At 73.0% G+C, this 11,887-nt stretch carries 13 protein-coding genes; 8 read left to right on the top strand and 5 right to left on the bottom strand.

Features of this window, described 5'->3' with window-relative positions; genetic code table 11:
- Positions 1–85: 85 nt before the first annotated feature.
- Positions 86–646, bottom strand: a complete 561-nt coding sequence (locus AB0M28_RS27765; RefSeq protein WP_365410602.1) for a TetR family transcriptional regulator — start codon at positions 644–646, stop codon at positions 86–88.
- A 135-nt stretch (positions 647–781) separates the two neighbouring features.
- Here AB0M28_RS27765 and AB0M28_RS27760 point away from each other — a divergent pair, with 135 nt between their 5' ends.
- Positions 782–2,257 (top strand): FAD-dependent monooxygenase, encoded by a 1,476-nt coding sequence (locus AB0M28_RS27760; RefSeq protein ID WP_365410599.1) that lies wholly within the window; start codon positions 782–784, stop codon positions 2,255–2,257.
- Positions 2,258–2,320: 63 nt separating this feature from the next.
- Positions 2,321–2,653, top strand: a complete 333-nt coding sequence (locus tag AB0M28_RS27755) for a YnfA family protein (protein WP_365410596.1) — start codon at positions 2,321–2,323, stop codon at positions 2,651–2,653.
- 7 nt (positions 2,654–2,660) lie between these two features.
- On the opposite strand, the gene AB0M28_RS27750 is transcribed toward AB0M28_RS27755, so the two are convergent.
- Positions 2,661–3,110 (bottom strand): GNAT family N-acetyltransferase, encoded by a 450-nt coding sequence (locus AB0M28_RS27750; protein WP_365410594.1) that lies wholly within the window; start codon positions 3,108–3,110, stop codon positions 2,661–2,663.
- Positions 3,111–3,281: 171 nt separating this feature from the next.
- Here AB0M28_RS27750 and AB0M28_RS27745 point away from each other — a divergent pair, with 171 nt between their 5' ends.
- Complete coding sequence (locus AB0M28_RS27745) at positions 3,282–4,052, top strand: SDR family NAD(P)-dependent oxidoreductase (RefSeq protein ID WP_365410592.1); 771 nt, start codon at positions 3,282–3,284, stop codon at positions 4,050–4,052.
- A 115-nt stretch (positions 4,053–4,167) separates the two neighbouring features.
- Here AB0M28_RS27745 and AB0M28_RS27740 read toward each other — a convergent pair whose 3' ends face one another.
- Complete coding sequence (locus AB0M28_RS27740) at positions 4,168–5,361, bottom strand: RtcB family protein (RefSeq protein ID WP_365410589.1); 1,194 nt, start codon at positions 5,359–5,361, stop codon at positions 4,168–4,170.
- Positions 5,362–5,555: 194 nt separating this feature from the next.
- Here AB0M28_RS27740 and AB0M28_RS27735 point away from each other — a divergent pair, with 194 nt between their 5' ends.
- The 4 genes from AB0M28_RS27735 to AB0M28_RS27720 all read left to right on the top strand — a co-directional run bounded on the left by AB0M28_RS27735 (position 5,556) and on the right by AB0M28_RS27720 (position 9,259).
- Positions 5,556–6,371, top strand: coding sequence for a DUF3558 domain-containing protein (locus tag AB0M28_RS27735; RefSeq protein WP_365410586.1), 816 nt, complete (start codon positions 5,556–5,558; stop codon positions 6,369–6,371).
- 72 nt (positions 6,372–6,443) lie between these two features.
- Positions 6,444–7,139 carry a DUF3558 domain-containing protein gene (locus AB0M28_RS27730; RefSeq protein ID WP_365410583.1) on the top strand — a complete coding sequence of 232 codons (696 nt, stop codon included), beginning with the start codon at positions 6,444–6,446 and terminating at the stop codon, positions 7,137–7,139.
- Positions 7,140–7,340: 201 nt separating this feature from the next.
- A complete protein-coding gene (locus tag AB0M28_RS27725; RefSeq protein ID WP_365410605.1) occupies positions 7,341–8,609 on the top strand; it encodes a DUF2637 domain-containing protein in 1,269 nt (422 codons plus the stop codon).
- A 2-nt stretch (positions 8,610–8,611) separates the two neighbouring features.
- On the top strand, positions 8,612–9,259 hold the full coding sequence (locus tag AB0M28_RS27720) for a PhzF family phenazine biosynthesis protein (RefSeq protein ID WP_365410580.1): 648 nt from the start codon (positions 8,612–8,614) through the stop codon (positions 9,257–9,259).
- 25 nt (positions 9,260–9,284) lie between these two features.
- On the opposite strand, the gene AB0M28_RS27715 is transcribed toward AB0M28_RS27720, so the two are convergent.
- Positions 9,285–9,911, bottom strand: a complete 627-nt coding sequence (locus tag AB0M28_RS27715) for a response regulator transcription factor (protein WP_365410577.1) — start codon at positions 9,909–9,911, stop codon at positions 9,285–9,287.
- Complete coding sequence (locus tag AB0M28_RS27710) at positions 9,908–11,068, bottom strand: sensor histidine kinase (RefSeq protein ID WP_365410574.1); 1,161 nt, start codon at positions 11,066–11,068, stop codon at positions 9,908–9,910. The genes AB0M28_RS27715 and AB0M28_RS27710 overlap by 4 nt, the downstream gene beginning before the upstream one ends.
- 214 nt (positions 11,069–11,282) lie before the next feature.
- On the opposite strand from AB0M28_RS27710, the gene AB0M28_RS27705 reads away from it, so the two are divergent.
- Positions 11,283–11,828: a heme-binding protein gene (locus AB0M28_RS27705; protein WP_365410571.1), complete on the top strand. Its 546-nt coding sequence runs from the start codon at positions 11,283–11,285 to the stop codon at positions 11,826–11,828.
- Positions 11,829–11,887: the final 59 nt, after the last annotated feature.

Genomic DNA, 11,887 nt, shown 5'->3' with positions numbered 1-11,887 from the left:
CTCGAAAGTGCTACTCAAGCAATTCACCGCGCCAGGACCGCGGAGCAGTGGAAACCAGTTGGTTGAGTTTGAAGACAGGCCCTAGTCAGCCGGCGGTCAGATAGCGCTGGACCGTGGGGGTCAGCCACCGGGTGAGCTCCTGCCGGTCCATCTCCACCGCCGGGCCGAACCCCAGCACGTACCGGGTCAGCGCCATCCCGAGGATCTGCGAGGCGACCAGCGCGGCGCGGGCGCCGGCCTCGCGGGGATCGGGGGCGACGGCCGCGATGACCGGGCCGAGCTGCTCGCGGAAGATCGCCTGCATCCGCTCGGAGGCGGCGGTGTTGGTGACGGCGGCGCGCAGCAGGGCGGTGAGGACCTCGTCGCTCTCCCAGCGGCCGACGAAGTGCTCGACGAGCACACGGCCGACCTCGTCGCGGGGTACGGCGGTGAGATCGGGGAGCCTCAGATCGAACTCCGAGGCGGCGGCGAAGAGGCCCTCCTTGCTGCCGTAGTAGCGCATGACCATCGAGGGGTCGATCGCCGCGTCCCTGGCGATGGCGCGGATGGTGGCCCGCTCGTAGCCGTCGGCGGCGAACCGCTCACGGGCGGCGGCCAGGATCTTGGCCCGGGTGGCGTCGGAGCGCCGGGCGCGGCTGTCGGTCATGGGGAGAGCATAGGACAACAACGGTTGGCATACACCCGTTGGCCAACAACCGTTGACATCTTTCCGGGGCGCGGATACGTTTGCCAACGAGCGTTGGCCCACAGACGTTGACAGTCCGCACCCCAGGAGGCGGCCATGACTGCCCAGCCCCGCACCACCCCGCGCAACGCCGTCGTCGTCGGCTCCGGCCCCACCGGGCTCCTCCTCGCCGGCGACCTCGCCGCGGCGGGCATCGAGGTCACCGTCCTCGAACGCCGCCCCCACGAGATCAGCAACCTCTCCCGCGCCTTCGGCGTCCACGCCCGCACCCTGGAGCAGCTCGACGCCCGAGGCCTCGCCGACGACCTCATCGCCACCGGCGGCACCATCACCGGCCTCCAGCTCTTCGGCCACCTCTCCCTCGACCTCGGCACCCTCCCCAGCCGCTTCCCGTACCTGCTCATCACCCCGCAGTACAACGTGGAGCGCGCCGTCGAGGCCCGCGCCCGCGAACTGGGCGTGACGTTCGAGTACGGGGCGGAGGTCACCGGCCTCACCCAGGACGGCGACGGCGTCGAGGTCCGGCTCGCCGGCGGCGACACCCGCCGGGCCGCCTACGTCGTCGGCACGGACGGCCACCGCAGCGCCGTACGCCAGGCCCTCGGCCTGCCCTTCCCCGGCGTCTCCGTCATCAAGTCCCTCTTCCTCGCCGACGTCCGCCTCGCCGAGAAGCCCGACGGCGTCCTCACCGTCGACGGCAACGGCGACTGCTTCGCGATGATCGCCTCGTTCGGCGACGGCTGGTACCGGGTCATGGGCTGGAACCGCAACCACGAGGTCCCGGACGACACCCCCATCGACCTCGACGAGGTCAGGGACGTCACCCGCCGCGCCCTCGGCACGGACTTCGGCATGCACGACCCCCGCTGGCTCTCCCGCTTCCACAGCGACGAACGCCAGGCCCCCGCCTACCGCCAGGGCCGCGTCTTCCTGGCCGGCGACGCCGCCCACGTCCACTCCCCCGCGGGCGGCCAGGGCATGAACACCGGTATGCAGGACGCCGCCAACCTCGGCTGGAAGCTCGCCGCGGTGCTGAACGGCTGGGCCCCCAGCTCCCTCCTCGACACCTACCAGACCGAGCGCCACCCCGTCGGCAAGGCCGTGCTGCGCAGCAGCGGCGCCATCGTCCGCCTCGCCCGCGCCCAGGGCGCCCTGCTGCGCGGCGTCCGCACGGTCGCCGCCACCGCCCTCGGCCGCTCCCACCGCGCCCGGGCCAAGGCGCTGGGCCAGATCTCCGGCATCGGCTACACCTACCCGGCGCCCCACGGCGCCCACAGGCTCGCCGGGCACCGGGCCGCCGACGTCGAACTGACCGACGGGCGGCGGCTGTACGAGGCGCTGCGCGCGGGCAGGTTCGTCCTCGTCGGCGGGCGGGGCAGCGCCGAGGGCCGCGAGGACCGGCTGGTCCGGGTCGCCGAGCAGGGCGGCACCGGCCGAGTCACCGAGCAGGGCGGCACCGGCCCGGTCCGGCTCGTCCGCCCCGACGGATACATCGCCTGGGCCTCGGACGACCCCACCGACGCCGAGGTCGAGCAGGCCCTGCGCGACTGGACGGGCGAGCGCCGGGCGTAACCGCCCGCCTCACCCGGATGCGCCGGTGGGGTCCGCGAGCACCGGCTCACCTAACCTGCGCCTATGACAGTCGCCCGGTCCGTCGCCCTCTTCCTCGCCGCCGCTCTCCTGGAGATCGGCGGCGCGTGGCTGATCTGGCAGGGCGTGCGCGAGCACCGCGGCTGGCTGTGGATCGGGGCAGGCGTCCTCGCCCTCGGTGCGTACGGCTTCGTCGCCACCCTCCAGCCCGACGCGGACTTCGGCCGCATCCTCGCCGCGTACGGCGGTGTGTTCGTCGCCGGCTCCCTCGCCTGGGGGATGGTCGCCGACGGCTACCGCCCGGACCGCTTCGACGTCACCGGCGCGCTGATCTGCCTGGCCGGCGTCGGGGTCATCATGTACGCCCCCCGCGGCTGACGCCCGGTCACAGCACCCGCTCGAAGCACCGGGACGCCGCGACCCCCTCGTACGCCCCGAAGTTCGGGATGCGCGCGTACCCGGACCGCGTGTAGAAGCGCTCGGCCGCCGGCTGCCGGTCACCCGTCTCCAGCCGCAGCCGCGACCACCCCCGCGCCCGCGCCCAGTCCTCCAGCGCCGCCAGCACCAGCCCCGCCGCCCCCGATCCGCGGGCCGCGGGATCCACGTACATCCGCTTCACCTCGCCGACGCCTCCGCCCAGGTCACGCAGGCCGCCGCACCCCACGGCCTCCCCAGCGCCGGTGCGGGCCACGACGAACACGGCGATGTCCTCCGCCGACGGCGCCGTCCCCGGCTCGCTGTCCGGCGTCCCGTACACCGCCGCGATCTCGGCCCGCTGGGCCGTGCGCAGGCGCCCGGCGTCCTCGTCCGACCAGGGGACTTCCACGATCTCCATACGCCGGAGTGTGCAGGGCCTCTGTTACGCCCGGGTGAACCGAACGCGCGACCGACCGTACGGAACGGCCGACCGTACGGGCGATCTATTCTGATTCCGACGCCGCGACCCTGTCCGGCCCCGCCCGACCTGCCCGACCTGCCCGACCTGTCCGACCCGAGGAGCACCGCGATGAGCGCCGCCGACCGTACCGCCGTAGTCACCGGAGCCAGCAGCGGCATCGGCGCCGCCACCGCCCGGCAGCTCGCCGAGGCCGGCTACCGCGTCGTCCTCACCGCCCGCCGCAAGGACCGCGTCGAGACGCTCGCCGCCGAGCTCACGGCCGCCGGCCACCGGGCCGAGGCGTACGCCCTCGACGTCACCGACCGCGCCGCCGTCGACGCCTTCGCCGCGTCCCTCGACCGCTACCCCTCCGTCGACGTACTGATCAACAACGCCGGCGGCGCCCTGGGCACGGAGCCGGTAGCCGAGGGCGACCCGGCGGACTGGCGCGCGATGTACGAGGTGAACGTCCTCGGCGTGCTGCACATGACCCAGGCCCTGCTCCCCGCGCTGCGCGCCTCGGGCGACGGCACGGTGCTGATCCTCACGTCCACCGCCGGCCACGCGGCGTACGAGGGAGGCGGCGGCTACGTCGCGGCGAAGCACGCCGCCCACACCATCGCGGCCACCCTCCGCCTCGAACTGGTCGGCGAGCCGATCCGGGTCATCGAGATCGCCCCCGGCATGGTGAAGACGGAGGGCTTCGCGCTCACCCGCATGCGGGGCGACGAGTCGAAGGCGGAAGCGGTCTACGCGGGCGTCCGATCCCCCCTCACGGCGGACGACGTCGCCGACACGATCACCTGGGCGATCACCCGCCCCTCCCACGTCAACATCGACCTCCTGGTAGTCCGCCCCCGAGCCCAGGCCGCCAACCACAAGGTCCACCGCGAAAGCTGACGCCCTCGGGCGCACCGCGCCCGTCCCCCAGGGCAGCGGCCGGCATCGAGAGCCGCCGCGGACTGCCGGGCCCGGGCCTTGACAGGAGGGGCGGGCCGGACCGCCCCTCACCGTCTCAGCCCTTCACGCACACCACCTGCTTGAGCTTCGCCACGACCTCCACGAGGTCCCGCTGCTGCTCGATGACCTGCTCGATCGGCTTGTACGCGGCCGGGATCTCGTCCACCACGCCGGCGTCCTTGCGGCACTCCACGCCCCGCGTCTGCTCCTCGAGGTCCTTCGCCGAGTAGCGGCGCTTCGCGGCGGTGCGGCTCATCCGCCGGCCCGCGCCGTGCGACGCGGAGTTGAACGAGGCCGCACTGCCGAGGCCCTTCACGATGTACGAGCCCGTGCCCATCGAGCCGGGGATGATGCCGAACTCGCCGGAGCCCGCCCGGATCGCGCCCTTGCGGGTGACCAGCAGGTCCACACCCTCGTACCGCTCCTCCGCCACGTAGTTGTGGTGGCAGGAGATGACCTGGTCGAACGTGGGCTTGGCCTTCTTGAACTCCTTGCGGACCACGTCCTGCAGCAGCGCCATCATCACCGCGCGGTTGCGCTTGGCGTAGTCCTGCGCCCAGAACAGGTCGCGGCGGTACGCCGCCATCTGCGGGGTGTCGGAGACGAAGACCGCGAGGTCGCGGTCCACCAGCCCCTGGTTGTGCGGCAGCCTCTGCGCCACGCCGATGTGGAACTCGGCCAGTTCCTTGCCGATGTTCCGGGACCCGGAGTGGAGCATGAGCCAGATCGAGCCCGATTCGTCGAAAGTGAGCTCGACGAAGTGATTCCCCCCGCCCAGCGTCCCCATCTGCTGCCCGGCCCGCTCCCGCCGCGGCTTCACCGCCTCCGCGAGGCCGTCGAAGCCCTCCCAGAAGCCGTCCCACCCCGCCGCGGGCAGCCCGTACAGCGAACCCGGGTCCACCGGATCCGCGTGCATCCCCCGCCCCACCGGGATCGCCTGCTCGATCCGCGACCGCAGCCGCGAGAGGTCGCCCGGCAGGTCGTTCACCGTCAGCGACGTCTTCACCGCGCTCATCCCGCAGCCGATGTCGACGCCCACCGCCGCCGGGCAGACCGCGCCCTGCATGGCGATGACCGAGCCGACGGTCGCGCCCTTGCCGTAGTGGACGTCGGGCATGACGGCGAGGCCCTTGATCCACGGGAGGGTGGCGGTGTTCTGGAGCTGGCGGAGGGCGCCGTCCTCGACCGTGGACGGGTCGGTCCACATGCGGATGGGCACCTTCGCGCCGGGAAGTTCGGTGTACGACATGGGTCCCCCAGGAAAACAGAGCGAAAGAAATGGAAAGGTACGGAACGGAAATAAGCCGACCGATCGACACAGGCCGGTTACCCGGACGGCGGGAGCGGCGACACGTGCGATAAACATTGTGGTCACCGACCGCCCGCGAGCGGCAACATGATTTCGCGGCGGCAAGGCAAGCGACGAGGGAAGGGAGCCGGTTCGTGCAGCGACGGGCAGGTGTGGCGGGGGCCGCGGCCGCGGCCGCTCTCGTGTTCGCCCTGAGCGGCTGCACGGACTCCGGTGGCGACGACCCGGGCACGGACGCGAAGTCGGACAGCGCGTCGGGTTCGCCGTCACCGGCTCCGGCCGGCAAGTACCGCTCGCTGCCCGAGCCGTGTACGGCCGTGGAGCGGAGCACGCTGCTGGCGCTGCTGCCGGTGCCGGACGACGGGAAGTCGGAGAGCAAGGACAACGCGTCGGGCAAGGCCCGCGAGGAGGTGCTCCTCGGCGGGAAGCCGGCGCTGACCTTCGACACGGACCGCCGGGTGGGCTGCTCGTGGGAGCGGACGTCGGTGGACGGCGACTTCCGGCTCCGTATCGACTTCGAGCGGGTGGTCAGCTACGACCCGGCCGTCAGCGACGACACCCGCGCCACGCAGGTCTTCGCGCGCAAGGCGCAGGAGCACGGCGTCTCGTCGGCGACCGGGCAGGGCCCGCCGCACCCCGGTGCGACGCCGAGTGGTTCGGCGTCGGCGGGCGCGTCCGCGACGGGTGCGCCGACGGAGGGCGATCCGGCGCCGGCGGCTCCGCGGCGGCTGGAGGAGCCGGGAGACGAGGCGTTCCTGGACGAGGTGGTCCAGTCGCCGGACTCGGGCGTACGACGGGACGTGACCGTGATTTTCCGCACGGCGAACGTGGTGGTGACGGTCGAATACGGGCAGTCCCTGACGGATCCGTCGACCCTTCCGGACGCCGCTGAGCTGCAGCAAAGGACCCAGGAGCTGGCCGGGAAGCTGGCGGAGCGCTTTACGGACTGAAGGCCCCCGCGGGGGTCCGGGGTCGCGGTACGCTCGCTGATCGCACGCTCCCAAACACGTTAGCGAAGGATCATGCAGCGTTCTGCCCCTCGTACTGCCCGCGCACTGACCGCCGGGCTGGCTCTGCCCGTGCTGCTGCTCGCCGCCACGGGCTGTTCCAGCCTGCTGGGCGAGAAGGAGGACGGCTCGGGTTCGTCGTCGCCGTCGTCGGCGTCGCCTTCGCCGACGGTGAAGGCGGCCAAGTTCGCCGAGCTGCCGCGCGCCTGCAAGACGGTGCCGGAGGCGACGGTCAAGGAGCTGGTGAAGAAGGTGAAGCCGCTGACGGGTACGGCGGTGAAGTCCTCGGACACCTCGGCCCGGGGCGGCTGCGCCTGGCACGGTCTGGACGGCTACCAGTTCAAGTACCTCGACGTGACGCTGCAGCGGCTGGAGTCCGACCCGTCGCTGGGTACGGGCGAGAAGCGCGCGGAGAAGGCGTACGCCCGGACACTGAAGGGCGAGGAGGCCGTCGACGGCGCGAAGAACCTGGTCACGGACAAGCTGGCCGAGGTCGGCGACCAGGCGGCGGCGATCTCCTTCACGCAGGTGAAGGGCAAGGAGACGTACGTCCAGCAGACGGTCGTCGCCCGGATAGCGAACGTGGTGGTGACGGTGCACTACCAGGGTTCGGGTTTCGCGGGGGCGAAGGAGCCGAAGGCGGCGGACATCGCCAAGGGTGCGCAGGCGGCGATGAAGCGGGTGCTGGAGTCGGTGGGCGAGACGGCGTGAGGCCGTGGCCCGTCGCGTCGTAGCGGTGCGCTGAGGGCGGTTTCCCCGGACGGATTATTCGGGCAATCGCCTTACACCCCCGCGATTGGTTCGATATTCTGTTCGATTCGGCTCCACGATCTCGCTCGCGTGTGCCAGGCTGTCCCGGTCGTTGAACGCGTAGGGCGGACTGGGAGGGATCGACGGGTGGCCGCCATCCAGATGAACCGGACGCATCGCATCCTCATCACGATCGTGCTGCTGGGCACGGTGGTGATCTCGGCGATCGGTTTCGCGGGCTCCTACGCCGCGGTGCGGGAGCTGGCCGAGGACAAGGGCTTCGGCGCGTTCGCGGTCTTCTTCCCGATCGGCATCGACGCCGGCATCGTCGTCCTGCTGGCGCTCGATCTCCTGCTGACGTGGATCCGCATCCCGTTCCCGCTGCTGCGTCAGACGGCGTGGCTGCTGACGGCGGCGACCATCGCCTTCAACGGCGCCGCGGCCTGGCCGGACCCGCTGGGCGTCGGCATGCACGCGATCATCCCGGTGCTGTTCGTCGTCTCGGTGGAGGCGGCGCGGCACGCGATCGGCCGGATCGCGGACATCACGGCCGACAAGTACATGGAGGGCGTGCGCATCTCGCGCTGGCTGCTGGCCTTCCCCTCCACGTTCAAGCTGTGGCGCCGGATGAAGCTGTGGGAGCTGCGGTCGTACGACGAGGTGATCCGCCTCGAACAGGACCGCCTGGTCTACAAGGCCCGCCTGCGCGCCCGCTACGGCCGCGCCTGGCGCCGCCGGGCGCCGGTCGAGGCCGTGATGCCGCTGAAGCTGGCCCGCTACGGCGTACCCCTGTCGCAGACCGCCCCCGCGGGGCTGGCGGCGGCGGGGATCAAGGTGCCGGCGCCCCTGGTCCGGATTCCGGCGCCAGAGCGCCACGAGGCCCCGGTGGAGGTGACGGCGTCCGCCCCGCAGGCGGTGGCCGCGCCGGCCCCCGCCCCCGAGTACTTCGAGCCGTACACCCCCGTGCCCGCCGCCCCGGCCCCCGAGCCCATATCCATACCCGTGCCCGCGCCCGAGCCCGCCCCCGGCCCGAACGGCGTCCAGGTCCCGGTGGGCGCCGGCAACCGCGTCCGCACCCTCGGCGGCCAGGTCAACGGCCACCGCCCGGCGATCCCGCAGTTCGTGGAGCCCCCGCCGGCCCCCGAGCCGGCGTACGAACCGGCCGACGAGTACGACGAGCTCACCGCGGACGCCGACTACGCCGACCGGACGGGCAGCCTCCCGGACGACCTCCCGATCGAGGACGCGTACTACGGCGCGTTCCTGGCCTGCACGGGCGAGAAGGGCGACTATCCGACCGCCCGCCAGTTCGCCATCTACCTGCACGACCACCACGGCGTCACCGGCCCCGCGGGCGGCCCGCTGAGCGAGAGCTCGCTGCTGGCCTACGTACGCGAGTTCCGCCGGCGCCACCGCGAGGAGCAGATGTAGCCGTGACCGACTACGACGTGCTGCGCGTCTTCTGCGGCCCGGACGGGGCGTACGGCAACGAGCTCGGCGTCGTCCGGGAGGGGTCGGGCGTCCCGGGCCGCGCGGAGCGGCAGGAGATCGCCGCGAAGCTCGGGTACAGCGAGACCGTGTTCGTCGACGACCCCGAGCGCGGCGTCATCGACATCTACACCCCCACCTCGCGCCTGCCCTTCGCCGGTTACCCCTGCGTCGGCGCCGGCTGGCTGCTCGACGTACCGGAGGTCGTCACCCCGGCGGGGCCGGTGGGGGTGCGCGACGACGGCGAGTTCACCTGGATCGAGGCCCCCGCCGACTGGGCGCCGCCGCGCACCCTGCGGCGTTACGCCACGGTGGCCGAGGTGGACGCGCTCGACGTGCCGCCGCCCGGTGAGTGGGTCTACGCCTGGGCGTGGCAGGACGAGGCCGCCGGCCGGATCCGGGCCCGGGGCTTCCCGGGCCGCGGCGACGGCATCGACGAGGACGAGGCGACCGGCGCCGCGGCCATGCTGCTGACCGCGGAGCTGGGCCGGGCGCTGAACATCACGCAGGGGCGCGGCTCGCAGCTCCTGACGGCGCCGCAGCCGCACGGGTACGTCGAGGTGGGCGGCCGGGTCAGGCTCGTACGGTTCTGAACACCGGTCGGCGGACCACCCGCGCTCACCGCAGCAGGCGCCGCTCCTTGGCCACGGTCACCGCCGCCGTACGCGTGTCGACGCCGAGCTTGTCGTAGATCCGCCCCAGATGGGTCTTGACCGTCGCCTCGGAGATGAACAGCGCCTTGGCGATGGCCCGGTTGCCGAGCCCCTGCGCGAGCTGCTCGAGGATCTCCTGCTCCCGCTCGGTCAGCGTCGCCGACGGCGTCCGCATCGCCGTCATCACCCGCGACGCGACGGGCCCCGACAGCGCCGAACGCCCCTCCGCCGCCGCGTGGATGGCGGCGAACAGCTCCTCGGGCCGCTCCGCCTTCAGCAGATATCCGGTCGCGCCGGCCTCGATGGCGCGGGTGATGTCGGCGTCGGTGTCGTACGTCGTGAGGATCAGCACCCGGGGCGGCGGGTCCAGCGCCACCAGCCGCCGCGTCGCCTCGATGCCGTCCATGCCCGCACCGCCGAGCTGCAGGTCCATCAGCACCACCGCGGGCCGCAGCTTCGCGGCCATGGCGAGGGCCTCCTCGCCGCTGCCGGCCTCGCCGACGACCTCTATGCCGTCGGCGCTGCCCAGCAGGGCGCGCAGGCCCGCGCGGACGACGACGTGGTCGTCGCAGAGCATGATGCGTACGGTCATCGGGGCTCCAGGGGAATCGACGCTGACACCACTGTGCCCTCCCCGGGAGCCGATTCCACGTTCAGCGTCCCCCCGAGCTGCGCCACGCGCGCCCGCATGGCGCCCAGCCCGTGCCCGCGCTCCTCGCCGGGGTGTACCGCGCCGGGGTCGAAGCCGCGGCCGTCGTCGGCGACGTCCAGCACCACCTGGTCGTCCAGGTACGTCAGCGTCAGCCGCGCGGTCGTGGCCCCGGCGTGCTCCCGCACGTTCGCCAGCGCGCCCTGCGCGATGCGCAGCAGCGCCGACTGCACGCGGTCGGGCAGCGGCCCGGGCGGTGTGCCGTCCTCGTGCAGTCGTACGACGAGACCCGCCGGCTCCCGGTCCGCCAGCGCGCTCAGCGCGCCGGAGAGGGTGCCGCTCTCGGCGAGGTCGGCGGGGGCGAGGTCGTGGACGAAGCGGCGGGCCTCGGTGAGGTTGCGGCCGGCGATGTCGGTGGCGGTGCGGACGTGGTCGCGGGCGGCGGCGGGGTCGGTGTCCCAGACGCGGTCGGCGGCCTGGAGGAGCATCTGCAGGCTGGAGGAGCCCTGCGCCAGGGTGTCGTGGATCTCCATGGACAGCCGCTGCCGCTCGGCGAGCACGCCCTCGCGCCGTTCACCCGCGGCGATCTCGCGCTGCAGGGCGCGTTCCGTCTCGGCCTGGCGGCGCATGTACAGGAAGACCGCCGTGGCCAGCGCGGCGACGGCCGGCGGCATGATGAACAGGTCCACGTCGATCTTCTCGCTCAGGCGCACCTGCGCCTCGACCACCAGCCCCGTCAGCACGGTGATGAGGGCGATCGCCCAGGGCGCGGGCAGGATCTGCAGACCGGCGTAGAACAGCGGGATGGCGCACCAGGCGAAGCTCGGGGCCAGCTGGGTGAGGACCGTCAGCAGGGCCGCCATGGTGAGCAGCCACGCCACCTGGCCGCGGCGGGCCTGCGGGCGCAGCGGGTAGAGGAAGGCCAGGGCGAGGCACAGGCCCAGGACCCAGCCGAACTTCCAGCTGTCCTCGTGCCGGTACGTGAAGCGGATGAGGGCCGCGAGGAGCAGCAGGTAGAAGCACAGGTGCAGGACGGCCGGGAACCAGCGGGCGTCGGCGTCCGGGGCGGCCCCGCCGTACGGGCGGTCGCGGTGCGGCATCGCGGCGCGCTCCTTTCCTTTCCAGCATCGTCACCCGGGTGCCGGGCCCCCGCATCAACCGATCGGCTGACCCGGTCGTACCCCGATGGCCGACCGGTGGCGCCCGGATCCGGCCCCAGTCTGGATGAGGCAGGCCGGTGGACGGCCCGCCGCAGGGGCCACCGAGGCCCATCCACCGCGTACAGCCCGTACAGCCCGTAGAAGGAGTCCCGCGATGAAGAAGCTGTCCCTCCGCGCCCGTGTCCTGACCGGTACCGTCGCCGCCGCGGCCCTCGCCGGCACGGCGTTCGGCGCCGTCTCCGCCAACGCCGCCCCGCAGACCGCACCGGCCGCGGCCGCGAGCGTCGCGAAGGCCGACACGTTCACCAGCAACCACCTCACGGTGGAGGCCGCCACCGAGGCCGCGCAGGCGGCGCTGGACGCGGCGAAGAAGGAGAACCAGCGCGTCTCCGTGGCCGTGGTCGACCGCAACGGCAACACCATCGTCACCCTGCGGGGCGACGGCGCGGGCCCGCAGTCGTACGAGTCGGCCGAGCGCAAGGCGTTCACCGCGGTGTCGTGGAACGCCCCGACCTCGGAGCTGGTCAAGCGCCTGGAGTCCGCCCCGAACCTGAAGGACATCCCCGGCACCCTCTTCCTCGGCGGCGGCGCCCCGGTCCAGCTGGACGGCGCCCCGATCGCGGGCATCGGCGTCGCGGGCGCCCCGTCGGGCGACCTGGACGAGAAGTTCGCCCAGGCAGGCATCGCGGCCCTGGACTGACCCGCGACTCGCGGTCACCCACGCCCACAGACGACGAGGCCCCCGGCGCGTAGCGCCGG

The organism is Streptomyces sp. NPDC051940, from assembly GCF_040680895.1.
Classification (GTDB): domain Bacteria; phylum Actinomycetota; class Actinomycetes; order Streptomycetales; family Streptomycetaceae; genus Streptomyces.
This window is presented reverse-complemented; position numbering and strand designations above follow the sequence as displayed.

Excerpts from the sequence above, each read along its gene's own strand:
- AB0M28_RS27730 (WP_365410583.1), top strand. The coding sequence starts at position 6,444 with ATGCAGCGTTCTGCCCCTCGTACTGCCCGCGCACTGACCGCCGGGCTG.
- AB0M28_RS27715 (WP_365410577.1), bottom strand. The coding sequence starts at position 9,911 with ATGACCGTACGCATCATGCTCTGCGACGACCACGTCGTCGTCCGCGCG.
- AB0M28_RS27765 (WP_365410602.1), bottom strand. The coding sequence starts at position 646 with ATGACCGACAGCCGCGCCCGGCGCTCCGACGCCACCCGGGCCAAGATC.
- AB0M28_RS27710 (WP_365410574.1), bottom strand. The coding sequence starts at position 11,068 with ATGCCGCACCGCGACCGCCCGTACGGCGGGGCCGCCCCGGACGCCGAC.
- AB0M28_RS27745 (WP_365410592.1), top strand. The coding sequence starts at position 3,282 with ATGAGCGCCGCCGACCGTACCGCCGTAGTCACCGGAGCCAGCAGCGGC.
- AB0M28_RS27705 (WP_365410571.1), top strand. The coding sequence starts at position 11,283 with ATGAAGAAGCTGTCCCTCCGCGCCCGTGTCCTGACCGGTACCGTCGCC.
- AB0M28_RS27750 (WP_365410594.1), bottom strand. The coding sequence starts at position 3,110 with ATGGAGATCGTGGAAGTCCCCTGGTCGGACGAGGACGCCGGGCGCCTG.
- AB0M28_RS27740 (WP_365410589.1), bottom strand. The coding sequence starts at position 5,361 with ATGTCGTACACCGAACTTCCCGGCGCGAAGGTGCCCATCCGCATGTGG.
- AB0M28_RS27725 (WP_365410605.1), top strand. The coding sequence starts at position 7,341 with ATGAACCGGACGCATCGCATCCTCATCACGATCGTGCTGCTGGGCACG.
- AB0M28_RS27755 (WP_365410596.1), top strand. The coding sequence starts at position 2,321 with ATGACAGTCGCCCGGTCCGTCGCCCTCTTCCTCGCCGCCGCTCTCCTG.
- AB0M28_RS27760 (WP_365410599.1), top strand. The coding sequence starts at position 782 with ATGACTGCCCAGCCCCGCACCACCCCGCGCAACGCCGTCGTCGTCGGC.